This window comes from Arthrobacter sp. B0316-1-20 (genome assembly GCF_059091865.1).
On the sequence record NZ_JBNHHC010000065.1, the window covers coordinates 1 to 15,760 of the forward strand.

At 63.1% G+C, this 15,760-nt stretch carries 14 protein-coding genes and 4 pseudogenes; 13 read left to right on the forward strand and 5 right to left on the reverse strand.

What is annotated here, in order from left to right; all coding sequences use genetic code 11:
• Window positions 1-64: 64 nt before the first annotated feature.
• A pseudogene (locus AC5RW2_RS37265) lies at window positions 65-370 on the forward strand (nuclear transport factor 2 family protein); the annotation flags it as partial.
• Window positions 371-392: 22 nt separating this feature from the next.
• Here the strand turns inward: AC5RW2_RS37265 and AC5RW2_RS37270 are convergent.
• The 3 genes and pseudogenes from AC5RW2_RS37270 to AC5RW2_RS37280 all read right to left on the reverse strand — a co-directional run.
• Window positions 393-728: pseudogene (locus tag AC5RW2_RS37270) on the reverse strand (IS982 family transposase); the annotation flags it as partial.
• Complete coding sequence (locus tag AC5RW2_RS37275; protein WP_494075141.1) at window positions 722-1,492, reverse strand: transposase; 771 nt, start codon at window positions 1,490-1,492, stop codon at window positions 722-724. The pseudogene AC5RW2_RS37270 and the gene AC5RW2_RS37275, both read right to left, overlap by 7 nt.
• Before the next feature lie 97 nt (window positions 1,493-1,589).
• A pseudogene (locus AC5RW2_RS37280) lies at window positions 1,590-1,917 on the reverse strand (ISL3 family transposase); the annotation flags it as partial.
• A gap of 136 nt (window positions 1,918-2,053) precedes the next feature.
• On the opposite strand from AC5RW2_RS37280, the gene AC5RW2_RS37285 reads away from it, so the two are divergent.
• The 6 genes from AC5RW2_RS37285 (at window position 2,054) to AC5RW2_RS37310 (ending at window position 8,343) form a co-directional block, all read left to right on the forward strand.
• Window positions 2,054-2,731: an IS3 family transposase gene (locus AC5RW2_RS37285; RefSeq protein ID WP_494032775.1), complete on the forward strand. Its 678-nt coding sequence runs from the start codon at window positions 2,054-2,056 to the stop codon at window positions 2,729-2,731.
• Between the two features lie 731 nt (window positions 2,732-3,462).
• Entirely contained in the window at window positions 3,463-3,969 is a 507-nt protein-coding gene (locus AC5RW2_RS37290; RefSeq protein ID WP_494032763.1) for an alcohol dehydrogenase catalytic domain-containing protein, read from the forward strand.
• Window positions 3,851-4,519 (forward strand): zinc-binding dehydrogenase, encoded by a 669-nt coding sequence (locus tag AC5RW2_RS37295; RefSeq protein WP_494032776.1) that lies wholly within the window; start codon window positions 3,851-3,853, stop codon window positions 4,517-4,519. The genes AC5RW2_RS37290 and AC5RW2_RS37295 overlap by 119 nt, the downstream gene beginning before the upstream one ends.
• A gap of 17 nt (window positions 4,520-4,536) precedes the next feature.
• A complete protein-coding gene (locus AC5RW2_RS37300) occupies window positions 4,537-5,721 on the forward strand; it encodes a sugar ABC transporter substrate-binding protein (protein WP_494032764.1) in 1,185 nt (394 codons plus the stop codon).
• Entirely contained in the window at window positions 5,721-7,343 is a 1,623-nt protein-coding gene (locus tag AC5RW2_RS37305) for a sugar ABC transporter ATP-binding protein (RefSeq protein ID WP_494032765.1), read from the forward strand. The genes AC5RW2_RS37300 and AC5RW2_RS37305 overlap by 1 nt, the downstream gene beginning before the upstream one ends.
• Window positions 7,336-8,343, forward strand: a complete 1,008-nt coding sequence (locus AC5RW2_RS37310; RefSeq protein ID WP_494032766.1) for an ABC transporter permease — start codon at window positions 7,336-7,338, stop codon at window positions 8,341-8,343. Before AC5RW2_RS37305 ends, AC5RW2_RS37310 begins: the two co-directional genes overlap by 8 nt.
• A 409-nt stretch (window positions 8,344-8,752) precedes the next feature.
• On the opposite strand, the pseudogene AC5RW2_RS37315 reads toward AC5RW2_RS37310, so the two are convergent.
• A pseudogene (locus AC5RW2_RS37315) lies at window positions 8,753-9,429 on the reverse strand (helix-turn-helix domain-containing protein); the annotation flags it as partial.
• Between the two features lie 382 nt (window positions 9,430-9,811).
• Complete coding sequence (locus tag AC5RW2_RS37320) at window positions 9,812-10,858, reverse strand: AraC family transcriptional regulator (protein WP_494032767.1); 1,047 nt, start codon at window positions 10,856-10,858, stop codon at window positions 9,812-9,814.
• A gap of 496 nt (window positions 10,859-11,354) precedes the next feature.
• On the opposite strand from AC5RW2_RS37320, the gene AC5RW2_RS37325 reads away from it, so the two are divergent.
• The 6 genes from AC5RW2_RS37325 (at window position 11,355) to AC5RW2_RS37350 (ending at window position 15,592) form a co-directional block, all read left to right on the forward strand.
• The gene (locus tag AC5RW2_RS37325; RefSeq protein WP_494032777.1) at window positions 11,355-11,870 is read left to right on the forward strand and encodes a flavin reductase family protein; all 516 of its coding nucleotides are present in this window, start codon (window positions 11,355-11,357) and stop codon (window positions 11,868-11,870) included.
• 195 nt (window positions 11,871-12,065) lie between these two features.
• The gene (locus tag AC5RW2_RS37330) at window positions 12,066-13,262 is read left to right on the forward strand and encodes an LLM class flavin-dependent oxidoreductase (protein ID WP_494032768.1); all 1,197 of its coding nucleotides are present in this window, start codon (window positions 12,066-12,068) and stop codon (window positions 13,260-13,262) included.
• 260 nt (window positions 13,263-13,522) lie between these two features.
• On the forward strand, window positions 13,523-14,041 hold the full coding sequence (locus AC5RW2_RS37335; protein ID WP_494032769.1) for a cupin domain-containing protein: 519 nt from the start codon (window positions 13,523-13,525) through the stop codon (window positions 14,039-14,041).
• A gap of 2 nt (window positions 14,042-14,043) precedes the next feature.
• Complete coding sequence (locus AC5RW2_RS37340) at window positions 14,044-14,172, forward strand: hypothetical protein (protein WP_494032770.1); 129 nt, start codon at window positions 14,044-14,046, stop codon at window positions 14,170-14,172.
• Window positions 14,173-14,183: 11 nt separating this feature from the next.
• Entirely contained in the window at window positions 14,184-14,996 is an 813-nt protein-coding gene (locus AC5RW2_RS37345) for an isocitrate lyase/PEP mutase family protein (RefSeq protein ID WP_494032771.1), read from the forward strand.
• Window positions 14,997-15,121: 125 nt separating this feature from the next.
• Window positions 15,122-15,592 carry an NUDIX domain-containing protein gene (locus AC5RW2_RS37350; RefSeq protein WP_494002609.1) on the forward strand — a complete coding sequence of 157 codons (471 nt, stop codon included), beginning with the start codon at window positions 15,122-15,124 and terminating at the stop codon, window positions 15,590-15,592.
• Window positions 15,593-15,760: the final 168 nt, after the last annotated feature.

Consider the following 15,760-nt stretch of genomic DNA (forward strand, 5'->3'; position numbering starts at 1 on the left):
ACTCCCCTATAGGGTCCCGATGGGGGAGTCAGGTTCGGTGTAGGCCCAGGCCGATAGTTGGGTAGACACTGTGAGAGCTTCAATCACAGGCTTCACCGCCACTCAGCACAATATGTCGACCCCTGTCACGAGGTTTGATGACTCCAACCATGCGATGGTCGACGTGAACCTGGTGGCCAGGCACGTGCTGACTCTCGATGGCGTCACCGAGATCCTGACCATCGGTGGCTATTACGAGTTCGGATTGGTTAAGCGTCAGGGGCGATGGCGGATATGGTCGAGTCGATTGACGTCCAGCTGGGACGAAGGCGATCGAGGGCTGTTCGCCAAGGCGCACCCGTTCGCAGAGATCGCCCTGCCGCCTAGATGATGATGATTGAGTCCGTTTGGGTTTAGTGGTCGTAGGCGGTCAGGGATCGTTTCCGCGGGGCGTTGATGAGCCAGTTGTGCCAGATCCCCGCGGCCAGGGCGAAGAGCCGGGCTGCGATCCGGGCATAGACGCCAGCAGGGGTCTGTCCGCCGTGCTGTTCGAGGGTGAGCTGGCTCTTGAGGGTGTCGAAGACCGACTCGATCCATTGACGGACCCTCCCGAGGCTGCCGAAGCGGGCGGGCTCGTCCTTCCGGTCCGGGCGCAGCAGGACGACGCCGAGGCCTGCGATGAAGGCCTCGAAGTCCTTCCCGGCGAAGCCCTTGTCCCCGACGATCACCTGCCCGGCCGCGATCAGGTGGTGCTCGCGGTCCGGTAGCGCCTGGAACTGAACCGTCCCGGGATGCTCCTATTGCTGTCAATTCGCTTTTTGGGGGTTCTGGGCTGACAGCCACTTCCGGTACGTCGCTGCGAGGGCGTCGTTGCGGATGAGTGCGCGCTCGAGGCGGGAGATGACTGAGGGCCGTTGGCCGAGGTGGCCGGCGGCGGCCTTGATGGTGGGTCCGGGCTGCATGCGTCCTTGGCGCAGGCCGGTGTTGTCCGGAGCGGGCCGGGGTCGGTGATCCGGCGGTAGATTTCACGGGCAAGGTAGCGTTTGAGGCAGCGGATGATCTCCCGCTTGCTCCGGCCCTCGGCGGTGCGTTTGTTCACGTAGTCCCTGGTGCGCGGGCACGAGGACATGCGGATCAGGACGACCTGGTGCAGGGCCCGGTTGGCGTTGCGGTCGCCGCCGCGGCTGAGCCGGTGCCGGGTCGTCTTTCCCGATGATGCCGGGATGGGCGCGGCCCCGGCCGGGGCTGCGAATTGGGCTTCGCTGCCGATCCGGTCCGGGTTGTCTCCGAGGATGACCGGCAGCTGGCTGGCCACTTCGGGGCCCGCTGCCGGCAGGTCGCAGAGCAGCGGGGCGCAGGTATCGGGGATTTCCCTGATCGCGGCGTCCGCGGCCTCGATTTCGGCGGCCAGGGACCGGTAGCGGACGGCCGGCGGCTTCAGCGTCAGCAAGGTGATGTATTCCGGGTCGGCGGCATGGCCGGACGGCCGGGCCCGCTGGCGGGCTGTGATCATCGCCTGGGTCCCGGTGCCCCGGTATTTCGCGCGCAGTGCCTCCGGGGCCGGGAGGAGAAGCCCCTTGATCTGGTTGACCGCGGCGGTGCGGGCCTTGGCCGCGGCGCGAGAGCTTCGCCCGTGGCTCGGCCGCCCTCGTGCTGTCCTGGCGCCACACGCGCCCGCATCCGGTGCACCGGTAGCGGCGGACCCGCAGCAGCAGCGTCACAGGACGCCACCCGAACGGTTCGTGCGCCAGGCGCCTGGTCACCGTGTCCCGCGGGACGCCCCGGCACCCGCACCGGCGGCACCAATCATCCGGCCCTGCCACGGCACTCCAACACTGCCCGATCCGGCTCAAGGCGCTGTCCGACGACTTCGAGGCCGAGCCCGTCGAGACGAGCGAACGTGGTCAGGTCAGGACGAATGAAGGTAGCGTTAGCCATGTCGAGGTCTTTCGGATGGGCGGCGTAGGAACATCCATCATCGGAAGACCTGGACCTCTATCCGGTTACCGACGCGCCCACCCCGGCTACACCCTCAACTGTGAAGCCCCATAAGGACAATTACGGGGTCTACAGGGTGTGGAAGGTCCGCGCCGAGCTGCGCCGGCAGGGCCGGCAGGTGGCCCGCTGCACGGTCGAGCGGCTGATGCGCGCCGAGGGGCTGCGCGGGATCTCCCGGGCCAAGGGACCGCGCACCACCAGGCCGGCGCCGGAGACCGGCAGGCCGGCGGACCCGGCCGGGCGCCGGTTCAGCGCCCCGGCGCCGAACCGGCTGTGGGTCGCCGGCATCACCTATGTGCGCACCTTTGCCGGCCGGGCCTGTTCCGCGTTCGTGCCGGTGTGTTCTCCCGCCGGATCGTGGGCTGGCAGGTGTCAACGGGTCGCTATATGGAGCTGGCGCCGGACGCGCTGGAGATGGGCCTCCGGTCCAGGATCCGGGACGGGGCCGACCTGTCCCGGGCTGGTCCACCATAGCGACCGCGGGGGGTCAGTATCGGGCCGTCCGCTACACCGAACGCCTCGCGGAGGCGGCGGCTGTGGCCTCCGTGGGGTCCCGGGGAGACAGTTACGACAATGCCATGGCCGAGGCGTTCAACTCGCTGTTCAAGGCCGAGCTCGTGCGCAACAAAGGGCCCCTGGCGGGACATCGGCCACCTGGAGGTCGCCGAATACGAGCAGTCACACGCCGGTCACCCGGCACCTGAACCACTCGCAATTTCCAGCTAAAACACCCTCCAAAAAACCCGGGGCTTGACACCAGAGCTTGAGCACCCCGTAGACGCTGCGGTTCAGGACCCGCAGATCCCTCAGGGTGTTGGCCGCACAAGCATCCTGAAGCCCGGCCCCGGTGGTCCGACGCCACGGGAACGGTGGGCGTAATAGGCAGACCGGCCCCGAACCCGTCGGCATATTTCCGGATGTATCCGGCTACTGTCCGGGTTTGCGGCCGGGCTCCGCCGCGGCGAAAAAAGCCGCAGCGGTCCGCAGGATCTCATCGGCCCGGCGCAGCTGCGCGTTCTCCTTCCGCCGCCGGGCGACTTCGTCATCAACCGGCCGGCGGGGTCACGCCCTCGCCCAGGTCCCGGCGGATCCGGTTCCGCAACGCGGACCCATTGATCCCCGGCAGGTCACCGACCTCGATCCGGGCATTGGGCTGGGAAATGTCCCCTGATGCGGTCCTGCTACATCCGCACGGCACGGGCCCGGGTCCCTCCGCATCGTACTTCCCGGCTGCAGGCATCATCCGATTCTCCCAATCCTTGTTAGATCATGCCCTCCACCAGTTCCAGTGCGGATCACGTCTGCCTTGTCGCCTCCCTTACCCACTTCTGGTCGATTGAGGCGTAAAAACCTACCAACTATATGGTTTACAAAGGCCAAGGTGGCAGATAGGGTTTCGCAAATAAGAGACGTGGATTACATAGTCGTGAAACACGTCCCCCATCCCACGTCATGCCATCGCCTGGTGGCCAAGAAGGGAGAGAGATGCGCGCAGTACGTTTTCATGCGGCCCAGGATTTCAGGTTCGACGACATCCTTGAACCCGAGTTGGGTGAGACCGACGTGAGGGTCCAAGTCGCCTACAACGGCGTGTGTGGCACCGATCTGCATCTCTTCTACGACCCCGAGCACTCTGGGATGAAGTTCGATTACGACGACTCCGGAGCTATCCTCCCCAAGCGCGTCGGGCACAAGTACGCGGGGACCATTGTTGCGGTCGGATCTGCGGTTGACCGTTGCAAAGTCGGCGACCGGGTGGCTGTATACCCCATCCCCAACTGCGGCGAGTGTGCGAAGTGCAAGTCCGGGGCCCCATCGTTCGCCTGCACGAACCTGAGTGAGGGCAACGGGGGGCGCTGGCCAGTCCGTGACGCTGAGCGAGCGGTTTGTTCACCAGTTGCCCGACTCCGTCTCGCTCATGCAGGGCGCCATGGTGGAGCCGCTGGCGGTGTCGCACCACGCGGTGAACCTAGCCGAACTCTCGACGAGTGACACCGTCGTAGTGGCCGGAGCCGGCCCAATTGGAATCGGCATCTTCCTGGACCTTCGGGCCCGTGGCATCTCGAAGGTCGTCGTATCAGAACCGAGCGCGGATCGACGCGCCATCATCGAACGGCTCGGTGCACGTGTCGTGGACCCGACCACAGAGAACCTCGCCACCATCGTGCACGATCTCTCCGCTGGAATCGGAGCGGATGCTTTCTTCGACGCGGCTGGCGTTGCGTCCGCCTTTTCGCAGGGCGTCCACCTCCTCGGTGCCTATGGTCGACTGGTCGTGGTGGCGATCCACGGCCAACCGGTGACGCTCGATCTGTGGGCAATGCAGCCTAATGAGAAGCGTGTCATCGGTGCTATGGCCCACACGCAGGCCGATTTCGACGAGGTCATCAAGGGCTTGGCGAGAGGTGACTACCCCGCAGAAGGCTGGGTCGCGCTACGCCCATGGGACGACCTCCTCGACGTCATCGAAGAACTACGCGCCGGCCAGGGCAAAGGTCATCCTCGAGATCAACTGACGAATTCCCAACCGATTTGTTCCTAAGGTAAAGGAAATAAAGCATGTCCCTCATCGCAATGAAACCGACTGGGGTCGCGAAGTTCTTCGTGGCCGCAGCCTTGCTCAGCGGGATTACCCTTGTCTCGGGGTGCGCCGCGCCAGAGAGCAACGATGGCCCAGCTGGCTCGGGCAACTCCTCTGTCTTCGAACCGTCGCTGGCCGATGCGGTGTCTCTGGGCCCCATGGTCCCCGTCACCGTAGACGCAGACACCATCACGGTCGATGTGGGCGAGGGCAAGAGCGTGAAGTTCAGCAAGTCTGGTCCGAAGCCCAAGATCGCCGTGTTCGCGAACGGCACTTCCAATACTTACTCTGCAGCGGGCGTCGAAGGGGCCGAGGCTGCGGCCGAGAAGTATGGGTACGACTTGACCGTATTCGACGCCAGGTTCAACCCCTCCGTACAGCGGAACCAGATTGCATCGGCGATCGCGAGCGGGACATTCGGGCTCGGAGTAATCCAACCAGTGGACGACAGCATCTGTTCGACCGTTGCAACCGCTGCGGACAAGGGGCTGGCGCTCTCCGTCGTAAACGGCGCCATGTGCGGCCGCGCGTTCTCGTCCGACAAAGACCTGTGGGTTCCCGGAACGGTGAATTACGTGGGTGGAACTTCGCAGAACGACGCCAGCCTCAAGTTCGCGCAGATGATAGTGGAGGACAACCCCGGGCCGACGAAGGCCGTCCTGCTCGTCGGACCCGTCGGACAGACAGGCGCGGACGGGGCAGTCAAGAACTTCGAGACAGCCACGAAGGGTACGGACTTCGAGCTTGTTGCGATCGACCGACAAGCTCCCAGCTTTGAGGCCGGACTCTCGGCCACTCAGAGGTTCCTGATTGCTCATCCCGATCTAGATGTCCTTATCTGCAACTCGAGCGAGGAGACTCTCGGCGCACTGAAGGCGATCAAAGAGGCCGGGCTGTCGGGCAAGATCAAGGTCTATGACGCGGGTGGCAAAGCCGGCATCATTCCGGCCCTCAAGGCAGGCGAAGTTGTCTTCACCATTCCATACTTCCCGAAGGTGAGCGGGTTCGTGGTGACGGAATCGCTGATCTTAGCCTCGCAAGGTTCCCAGGAGGTCCCGCGCGTGGTGGTTAATGACGGTCAGCGGCCCGAGGACCCGGATAACCCGACGGCGCTGCCCAAGATAACTTCTGCCAACGTCGACAACTTCCAGTCGGATTACTGATGGTCGGCTCCAACGACGTGCCGATGCTTGCACTGCAATGTCGAGGTGTGACGAAGCGGTACGGCGCCACGACAGCTCTTGAAACGGTAAACGTCGACGTGCGTGTGGGCGAGATCCATGCGTTCGTCGGCGAGAACGGCGCCGGCAAGTCGACGATGGCAGGAATTCTCTCCGGGCGCGTGGTGCCAACCGAAGGTGACGTGACGTTGTTCGGCGAGCCGGCCCCCTTCGGGCGCCCCAAAGCGACCCGCGACGCGGGCGTTGCAACCATCTACCAGGAGTTGATGATCGTTCCGGCTCTGTCCGTGGAGGCGAACGTCTTCCTCGGGCGGTGGTTGTCGAGAGGAGGCCGACCGGACGACGAGGCAATGCGTGAGCAGGTTGAGCGGTATTGCAAGCGTCTCGGAAGCAGCCTCCCGTACGGCACTCCCGCGCGAAAGCTCTCTATTGCCGAGCGGCAGATGGTGGAGATTATCAAGGCGCTGCATGACGAGCCGCGCTTGATCATCTACGACGAGCCGACGGCAGCACTCACTTACCGCGAGCGACGTGTGCTCCAAGCGGTCATGGCGACCCTGAGGGACGAGGGCCGCACTCAGGTGCTGGTGACGCATGATCTCGCCGAGGTTATCGATCTTGCCGACGGCGTGACCGCCTTTCGAGACGGCCGTGTCGTCTGGTCCGGTCCGACCTCTGACACGACGCGATCCGAATTGGTCAACATCATTCGGGGTCCTGACCACCTGCCATCACGGACTCAGTCCTCACCATGGGCTGACAAGAATCGTGAGGCAGCAGGAAGAGGCCGCGACGTCCCTGACCGTTTGACAGTGAGTGAACTTAGCTGTCCAGGGATTCTCCAAGGGATTAATCTGCAGGTCCGGCCTGGAGAGATCGTCGGGCTGGCGGGCTTGGTCGGTGCGGGTCGCACGTCGACCCTGCGGGCATTGTTCGGGCTGCTCCCCGGCACGACGGGCAGCGTTACTCTCGACGGCGAGCAGATCGGTGTTCCCGGCAGTCCGCGAGTGGCGAAAAAGCTCGGGATCGGCTTTATCACTGATGACCGCAAGAACTCTGGCCTGATCCCCGGTCTCTCCGCGGCGACAAATGCGGTCCTCACGGACCTCGGAGCGGCCGCGACGTTTGGGGTCCTTGGCAAGCGGACTGGTGCCGCTGCTCGCTCGGCTGCCAGGGGATTGCGCATTCCTGAGCATCGTTGGGCCGTACGTTCTGAAAGCTTATCTGGCGGGACCCAACAGAAGTTGCTCTTCGCTCGGTGGATGCACCACCCGGTGAAGATCCTTCTGGCCGACGAACCGACGCGGGGGATCGATGTCGGCGCTAAGTCGATCATCGTCGATACCCTGCGGTCGCTGGCTTCTGAAGGCACGGCCGTCCTGGTCGCGTCGTCCGAGTTGGAGGAACTGGTCGAGGTCTGCGACAGAATATTGGTGCTTCACGCGGGTGCCATCGCAGGCGAGTTCGACCTCGCTTCCCAGGACAATGACCCGCAAACCCTTGCGGATGCCATCAATCGCCTCACGGACGCTGCGTCCGCCGGACCCGCTCCCATAAGCAGCGAGACAACTGCGATTCCGACCGAGGAGAAAACCCATGCTTGACCTCAAGACGCCGGCACCGGCGTCCAAACCGCAGATCAGTACCCTGCGATCCGTTGGCTCGCGGGTGCTCGATCTGTTGTTAAAGCACGTGATGCTGGTGTTTCTCGTGCTCACCTTGATCTTCGCCCAAGTAGCGTACCCACGATTCTTCACTCCGAGCAATCTCGAGCTCATCCTGACCCAGAATGTCGAGCTTGGTCTCGTTGCTATCGGGCTGACGTTCGTCATCATCTCGGGGTCATTCGACTTGTCGGTCGTGGGCGCCTGCATCCTGTCGGCGGCGGTCTTCGCGCGGCTCTCCTCATCAGTACCAGCTGGCATGGCCATCCTCGTCGCTTTGGCGGTCTGCGTCGGGATCGGTGTGGTCAACGGTCTGCTTGTTACCCGACTCGGCGTGAATGCCTTCATCGGGACCCTCGCCATGGGCAGCCTGCTAAGCGGAATCGTCATACTGTTCGTGGGAACATCACAAGCAGTTGTGAACAGCGCGGCTCTCCAGCTCGCTAATGTCGATCTGTTAGGGGTGTCACTGGTTCTTGTCATTCTCTTTGCGGCCTTCCTGCTTGGCGAGTTCGTCTTGGGCCACACCATATTTGGTCGATCGCTTATGAGTATTGGCGGCAATGCCGAGGCTTCACGTCTTGCGGGTATGCGCGTGCCGACCCTCCAAATCACAGCGTTCACGATCTCCGCCACGATGGCGGGCCTGGCTGGCGTCTTGTTGGCGTTGAAGCTCGGTGGCATCGGCGCCGACATGGTCCAGACAGAAGCGTCGCTGATGCTGAACAGCTTCGCCGTGGTCGTCCTCGGCGGTACGTCGCTTTGGGGTGGGGAGGGCGCGGTCTGGCGCACCGCGATCGGTCTGGCGATTTTCGCTTCGCTATCGAACGTCATTGACTCGCTCGCACTGTCCAGTGGCTACGCGAACATCATCCAGAGTCTGGTCTTGATTCTCGCGGTCGGCATGGACTCCTACGCACGCAAGCGGAGGGGTGTGTGATCGACGGTCAGTACATACGTACGCGGGCTCCTTCTGATGAACTGTCGTGCCGCATGAACCGTGCTAAGCGGCCTCAATTCGGTTTGACGCAGGGAGCGCTAATCATTGATGACAAGGAGGTTGTTCTGTGAAGGGAAGTAGATCGATGAACACGAGCGGAAAGGTCGAAAGTCAGACGTTCTTCACGCAGAGCCACGCAACTCGGTTTGGAAAGTACGAGTTGGCGGACGAGGAACTGCATCGCGAGCACCAAGACTCTAGTCCGCATTACGGGCTCTTCGTACTTAAGCGTGGTTGGACGGTTTCTGCCGGTACGGACGGTGGCCGCCGGCTGAGAGCAGCATCCGCAGCCGGTAGTTGCTGAAGTTCCGGAAGCCCCAGGCGCCTGGGGCGATGGAGGTGCTTCGCGGCCGCGTTCGGCGAGCCAGTCGGCGCAGGCCTTCTTCGAGCGCCCCGGCACCAGGTCCAGCAGCCTGGCACGCACCCTGCCCCTGGCATCGCGGGTGAGGCCGGCCATCCCGGTCAGCTCCTTCGGGCCCCGCTTGCGCGGATCGCCGTGGTGCCAGATGTGTTCGTCGACCCCGAGGCTGGTGACGCCGGCGAAGCGGGCCTGGTCCGCCGCGAGGCGCTCCGGCACGGGACGGACCGCGCGCCACAGTGTCTTCCACGCCGTCCCGAGCCGGCGGGCCAGGCCCAGGATGGTGGCGTGCTCGCGGCGCAGCTGCCGCACCGCCCACGTCACGGCCCGGGTGGTGACAGACCCCTGCGCGGCGACCAGGTCCGGAACCTGCTCGGCGAACGTTCCTCGTGCGCAGCCCGGGTCCGGGCAGCGCCAGGTCCGCTGGCGCCACACCAACCGGACCCTCAACTCCCCGTGGGGCACGTCCTTCAGGACCCGGAGCCGCCGGCCCCGGCTCGGGGCCGGAACCCCGCAGCCGGGACACAAGACCGGCTGCCAGGGCGTGGAGACGGTCACCGTCATCAACGCCTCGCCATGTTCGACGGCCCGGCATGGACACCTTCCAGGCCAAGCAGAACATCGCAACGGGAACAGGGATTGGTGGTGGGCGCGGCAGCGCACCCCGTGTGTTGGACAAGTCGGGGTCCTCGTGTTGGAGCAGCATGCTTGGTCGCTACTGATCCTCGGGGACCCCGGCCCCCTATCCGGTGCTCACCACGCCGTAACCCTCACTCCCCACCGGATGTCCGAAGAGACGCCAAACGATCGGCATTCCACCTGCGGCGGGTGGGCGCTTAACCAAGGTGCGGGCATGGGCCCCGGAAGCGCGCCTTGCTGCAGGATCCCCGCCACGGGCGATTCTGCCCAATCGAGGCACGCCACCATGAATGTCAGCCCCGGGCCAGTGTCCCAGTTCCGTGAGAATGGTCGCCGCGGTCGTCATTCCGGCTGCCTGTAAGGGCAGACCTGGTGGCTGGCACTCCGTCTGGACCGGAGAGACGAGTATAGCTATTCCTCCGGACCGCGACCCCGCCTGTAGTGAGAAGCATCCCTGTACGCTTTCGGCGGGATCCCCTTCCATCGTTTGAAGGCGACGGTGAAGCTGGCTGGGTCGGTGTAGCCCAGCGTGCGGGATATTCGTGCGACGGAGTGATCGGTATTCGAGAGCAGATCGGCGGCGAGGTCGCTCAAGGTTTCGTCCCGTATCTGGGCGAAGTCGCTACCGGTGAGTTCGAGCTTGCGTTGCAGGGTGCGTGGGGAGACCTGCATCGTTGCGGCCACATTGGCCAGTTTGCGGTTGAGCTCGGGCGCGGCCCTAATGGCCTTCACGACGGTGCCTCGCCAATCGCCGGTCGCGCTGAGTGTATCGAGAAGCTTCCTGTCTTCTTTCATCCACGTCGTGTGCTGGAACGCGTCACCGAAGGGCAGCTCAAGTGTCGATACTGCGGGGTCCCACCATAACCGCAGGGCTTCGGAGCCGCAGAGGATCTCGCACGGGATGTACGTCAAAACCTCGGGGGAGGCTTCTGCGAGAGGGAATTCGACCCGGGTGAAGGGGAAAGGGGCGCCGTACAGCCACGTGAGGGTACGGGCGGCGGAACAGAAGTCACGATAGACGCTGAACGGGATCAACTCTTCCGGGGCCTCGGGGTAGGTCATCTCCATCCCGGTCACCGCGCCATCTGGAGTCCGCAGAGGCGCACTCTCCATGAGGCCGGGGCCGTAGTCCATTCCGGTGGCCACTTCTACCCACGCCTCGACGTTCGGCGCCGTTAAGAACGCCAGTCCTCGAACGCCGAAAGAGCCCAGTGTGTAGGCATGCCCGACCTTCATCCAAAGATCGACACGATCTCTGGTGAGAGCGACGAACTGAAGCTGAAAGGCCAGCTCCTTCCGTGCAGGGATAGTGCCTCCCGGACGGTTTACCACGTCAGGGTCAATTTCCGCATTCGCGAGGGCGGTCCGCCAATCGAGACCTGCCTCTTCGAGCAGCCCGCGCATTGCGTGAACACTGAAATTCGGCAGTCGCAGGTTCTGATACGTGCTTAATTTCATCGTTGCCCCCTTTTCACCGCAGACGTAACACTGCGGTCCGGCATGTTCGGGAACCCCTAAGAAAGCCACCCTTGCCGCTACGCAAAGCTGGCCAGCCAACGGGAGCCCGGTAAAGCCGGCCCGGATGTCGTTCCTCCGCATGGCACGTTCGACCCGGCGCCGGGAGGAACGGTTCTCAGGACGCCTCTCTCCTCGCCGGGAGGGTCCGGCCTGCCGCTGCGGAAGCTCTGTGGCGGTTGAATCGCCGACATCCTGTGAAGTATGTCATAGGATTGGCATCTCGCGCCATCGCCGGACAAAGGGAACGTGCTTAGCGTGCTTTCCTATGTGATTGGCGTCCTTTACCCTACCGGGCCGCTGTCGTCCGCTCATAGCGTTATTCCTGAACGAGGGCCGGCAGAGAAGCCGGCACACCTACATCAAAGGAGATCCGGTGAGCATCAGCAGCAGTGCCTCGGCCGCCCGCACCGCTTCAGGGGGGACTCAATTCGCGGAAATGGACAGGCCGGCGATTACGGCCGAGGAATTCAAGGCCGCGTTCCGCAACCACCCCGGCGGGGTCGCTGTCATCACAGCCGATGCCGGCAACGGACCGGTCGGCCTGACCGCAACCTCGGTGATTTCGGCCAGCGTGGAACCTAACATTCTGGCCTTCTCGGTCTCTGAGTTTTCGTCCAGCACCCCGACGATTCGCAGTGCAGATACGGTCGTGGTGCACCTGCTCAGCGCGGAAGAAGCGGACATCGCGAAACTCTGCGCGACCAGCGGAATCGACCGGTTCGCCGACACCTCCCAGTGGTCACGGCTTGAGACCGGGGAACCCTACTTTCTCTCGGCCCAGGCCTGGATCCGGGGCAGGATCGTGAACTCCATGGCTGCCGGCGGGTCCGCCATCCTGGCCGTTGAGGCCCTTGAAGCCTCACCGGGCCTGGCCGGAAACGCGTCACCCGGAAAGCCTCTGGTCTACCACAACCGGTCCTGGCACGCCCTCGGAGAGGCATCGCAGATCTGAACCGTGCCGGCAAGAGGCAAGGCATCAACCGCGGATAAGCGCATCCCGCCTCCTGCCAGCTTCGGCTCGGAGCTCAAGCGGGCCTGACACGGGTGCGCTTCGGCACCCGGGGCAAAAGGCCTGAAGAAAATCAATGACCCGTACTGAACATAACCAACCCAAATCTGTGTCTTCTCGAAAGGATGTCTGACAATCATGACCATCACATCGCCCGACGTCGTCGCTGACCGCACCATTGACCGTGACTTCGTCGCCGATCACACGGTTGAACGTGCCCAGCGGCCCATCATAGACGGCCCGAACAAGTTCAAGATGGCAATGTTCGGGGCGAACGTTTCCACCGGGCAGGGCGGTCTCACGCTGGCCGAGAATATGATCAAGCTCGGCAACTGGGGCGAGGTGCAGGGCCTTGCCCAAAAAGCGGACAGGTATGGCGTCGAGGGGTTCATCCCGATCGCCCGCTGGCAGGGGCTTTCGGGCCCCGACCGGCCCTGGGGCCGCCAGTTCGAGACGCTCACGTGGGCGGCGGGATTGGCGGCAGCGACGCGGAACATCCAGGTTTTTGCCACCTGCCATATGCCGTTCGTCCACCCGCTCATGGCGGCGAAGATGAGTGCGACGATCGATCACATCAGCGGCGGCCGAATGGGTTTGAACGCCACCGCCGGCTACCACGAGCCGGAGTACAAGATGTTCGGTCTCGACCTGCCCGAACATGATAAGCGGTACGAGCTGGCGGACGAGTGGATGACGATCGTCGAGCGGCTCTGGTCCGACGAGGGTGATGAGTACAGGTTCGACTTCGACGGCGACTTCTTCAAGCTGGAGGGAGTGGAGGCTTACCCCAAGCCCGTTCAATCGCCGGGCCCCGTGGTCATGAGCGCCGGCTCGAGTCCGGCAGGCCAGCAATTCGCGTTCAAACATGCCAACATCCTGTTTGCCGGGCTTTTCGATCTGGAGAGCAGTAAGCCAGCCATTTCGAAACTCCGGAAGAACGCAGACGAGGCGGGGCGGGAGGATCTATCTTTGTGGTCGCCCGTCCACATCATTTGCAAAGACACCGAGAAGGAAGCACTGGACTACGTGAAGTACGTCGTTGAGGAAAAGGGAGACTGGGAGAGCGCCGCACGCTATAAAAACATCATTGAATCTGGGGGAGGCCGCAGCATCAACTTCGATGACTTCGAAGGCGATGAATCTATCAAAACCTTCATGAGAGCCAATCTGCTACCTCTGGTAGGCACTCCGGAGATGATCGTCGAAGGGCTCCAGAAGCTATCCAACGCAGGCATCGACGGAACCTGCGTTGGGATGGTCGACTACAACGAGGGTCTGGACCGCCTGCACGAGCAGATTTTCCCGCTGATGCGCAGCGCCGGACTTCGCGCCTGACACAGGACTTCGCGCTGATGCAGCCGCCACTGGCGCAGTGATCGCAAGGGACCCTCCGGGCATGGCTGCATGCTGCCGTCGTCGACGTCAGCATGCAGCCGAGCAGGGGCACTTTAGACCCTGGCTCACGCTGTGCGCCGGAAACATCGTCATGTTCACTGGCCGACCATTTTCCATCCACCGCTCGAACCGGGCGGGGATTAACGTGAGCGGTCGCAAAATTCCAAGCACATCGTTTTTCTACTAAGGAGTGAAGATAAATGACCTTTCCACACCCGGCAAAATTCCGGCTGGTGGTTGCGGGGCCGACCGAGTCAGGGGAGGCCGATTTTCTGGAGGTTGACGGTCCGGCTGTCATCGATGTGCCGGACGTCGCCGACGGAGCGTTTTACTGGGCCGTCGAGGGCGGGCACAGTAAGGAGAACTTTGGCCGGCCTCCCGCCAGCGTCCAACTCGCCGGGCCCAACGGTTCGACCTTCGGGATCAATAGCATCCCGGCGCGTTCGGCCGGCAAAGAGATCGATATGAACAAGATCGATCCCGCGATGGACGTCGGGCATGGCGGCGATCCCGCCATGCACGCCAGCGAGACCATCGATTACGAGGTCGTGATCTCGGGCAAGGTCGATCTCGAACTCCCGGGTGGAAAGGTGCGCACTCTCGTACCGGGGGACCTGCTTGTCATGGCCGGCGTACCTCACGCCTGGCGAAACCCTTACGACGAGGACTGCGTATACGTCGTCGTGACCGTCGGATTCAATTCGAAAGAGGAGCTGTAAGCATGGCTGTGACATCACCGGGTAAGGCACTGCGCGCGGTCTTCGAGAGCAAGGAGACATCGGTCCTTCCGTTCGCCGCCTTGCCGGTCCACGCGCAGATGGCGCAGGCTGCAGGCTTCAACGCGTTCTAGGTCTCGGGGGCATGTCGGCGTGGTGGGCCGAGGGCGCCTCCGACACCGGCTGGCTGACCTTGACGGAGGTAGTAGCGCACGCAAAACGCGTTGCCCGGAGCGTTGATATTCCCGTTTTCTGCGACGCCGATACGGGTTACGGGGCTCCCATCAACGTCCAGCGCACGGTCGCCGAGTTCGTCGACGCCGGTGTTGCGGGCATCCACATCGAGGACCAGCGTGAGCCGAAGAAGCCAGGCGGGGCCACCGGCATTGAACTGGTATCCGACGCAGAGGCGATCGGGCGGCTGAACGCCGCCGTCGAAGCGCGGGACAAATACGACAAGGACTTCGTGATCGTCGCCCGCATGGACGGATACGGTGCTGCCGGCGGAGGTATCGACGAGGCAATCCGGCGTGGGCAGCTCTACTGCGCCGAAACCGGAGTTGATGTCATCTTCTACGAGGGTCTCCAGACGTGGGAACAGGCCGAGCTGGCGCTGAAAGAGACGCCCGGACCAAGCTACGTGATCCCGAGCCCGAACCTCCTCGGGCAGAAGACGCTCGATGAACTGACCGCAATGGGTCAGGCAATCGAGATAGCGCCGTTTGTGCTGCCGGGCATCCATGAGGTTTGGCGCCTGCTTCTAGACATCAAGAAGGCCGGCGACACCACTCCGTTCGCGGAATACCTTGCCACAATGAATGAGGCCAAGGGCACCGAATACGATCTCGGCTGGGGCTCGTGCCTTGGGCGGCCCTCGACCGAATTCGTCGCAAGCACGGAGGAAAGGTACCTGCCGACTGAAGCGCGACGCGATTACGTCAATACCCCCAACGCCTAGCAGCTCGTGGCGCAAGTAGTTGAACGCGCGGCCTTCCGCAGAATCTTTTGCCCTCCCATACGTTTGTCGTTTGTCTATAAACGTATGGGAGGGCGCCCTCTAGGGCACTTGGTAAGGACAGGAAAATGCGCATTATCCCTGCATCCCCTGACGTGGGTTTGCCCTCTGACGCTTCATATGAAATCCACCCGGACCACATCGTCATCGCTGCCGTCGTCCAGTGGCGGGGCCGGATTGCCCTGTTCAGAAGGAGCCGCCACCTTGGCCACGACAGCGGCCTTTGGCACTGCATCACCGGATTCTTGGAAACCGGGGCGACCCCCGAACAGCAGACTCTTGAAGAGCTATCTGAAGAAGCCGGATTGCAGGCCGAAGACCTCCTGGAGCTCCGCCAAGGCCGGGCCATCGTGGTCGCTGACGGTTCGGGAACTCCCTGGCTCGTCCACACTTTCACGGCTCTAACGTCCCGCCGGCGGTTGATAATCAACTGGGAGCACGACTTCTACCGGTGGACCACTCCACGCAAGGCGAAGCGCTTTACCAATCGAGTCACTTGGCTGGACGAAGTGCTCAACGCAACCCAACCCAATACTTGATATGAAATCAGTGGAGGGCATGATCTAACAAGGATTGGGAGAATCGGATGATGCCTGCAGCCGGGAAGTACGATGCGGAGACCCGGGCCCGTGCCGTGCGGATGTAGCAGGACCGCATCAGGGGACATTTCCCAGCCCAATGCCCGGATCGAGGTCGGTGACCTGCCG

Bases quoted from the DNA above. Each gene is read 5' to 3' on its own strand.
- AC5RW2_RS37350 (WP_494002609.1), top strand. From the start codon at position 15,122: ATGCGCATTATCCCTGCATCCCCTGACGTGGGTTTGCCCTCTGACGCT.
- AC5RW2_RS37290 (WP_494032763.1), top strand. From the start codon at position 3,463: ATGCGCGCAGTACGTTTTCATGCGGCCCAGGATTTCAGGTTCGACGAC.
- AC5RW2_RS37320 (WP_494032767.1), bottom strand. From the start codon at position 10,858: ATGAAATTAAGCACGTATCAGAACCTGCGACTGCCGAATTTCAGTGTT.
- AC5RW2_RS37325 (WP_494032777.1), top strand. From the start codon at position 11,355: ATGGACAGGCCGGCGATTACGGCCGAGGAATTCAAGGCCGCGTTCCGC.
- AC5RW2_RS37275 (WP_494075141.1), bottom strand. From the start codon at position 1,492: ATGATCACAGCCCGCCAGCGGGCCCGGCCGTCCGGCCATGCCGCCGAC.
- AC5RW2_RS37310 (WP_494032766.1), top strand. From the start codon at position 7,336: ATGCTTGACCTCAAGACGCCGGCACCGGCGTCCAAACCGCAGATCAGT.
- AC5RW2_RS37300 (WP_494032764.1), top strand. From the start codon at position 4,537: ATGTCCCTCATCGCAATGAAACCGACTGGGGTCGCGAAGTTCTTCGTG.
- AC5RW2_RS37330 (WP_494032768.1), top strand. From the start codon at position 12,066: ATGACCATCACATCGCCCGACGTCGTCGCTGACCGCACCATTGACCGT.
- AC5RW2_RS37305 (WP_494032765.1), top strand. From the start codon at position 5,721: ATGGTCGGCTCCAACGACGTGCCGATGCTTGCACTGCAATGTCGAGGT.
- AC5RW2_RS37345 (WP_494032771.1), top strand. From the start codon at position 14,184: ATGTCGGCGTGGTGGGCCGAGGGCGCCTCCGACACCGGCTGGCTGACC.
- AC5RW2_RS37335 (WP_494032769.1), top strand. From the start codon at position 13,523: ATGACCTTTCCACACCCGGCAAAATTCCGGCTGGTGGTTGCGGGGCCG.
- AC5RW2_RS37340 (WP_494032770.1), top strand. From the start codon at position 14,044: ATGGCTGTGACATCACCGGGTAAGGCACTGCGCGCGGTCTTCGAGAGC.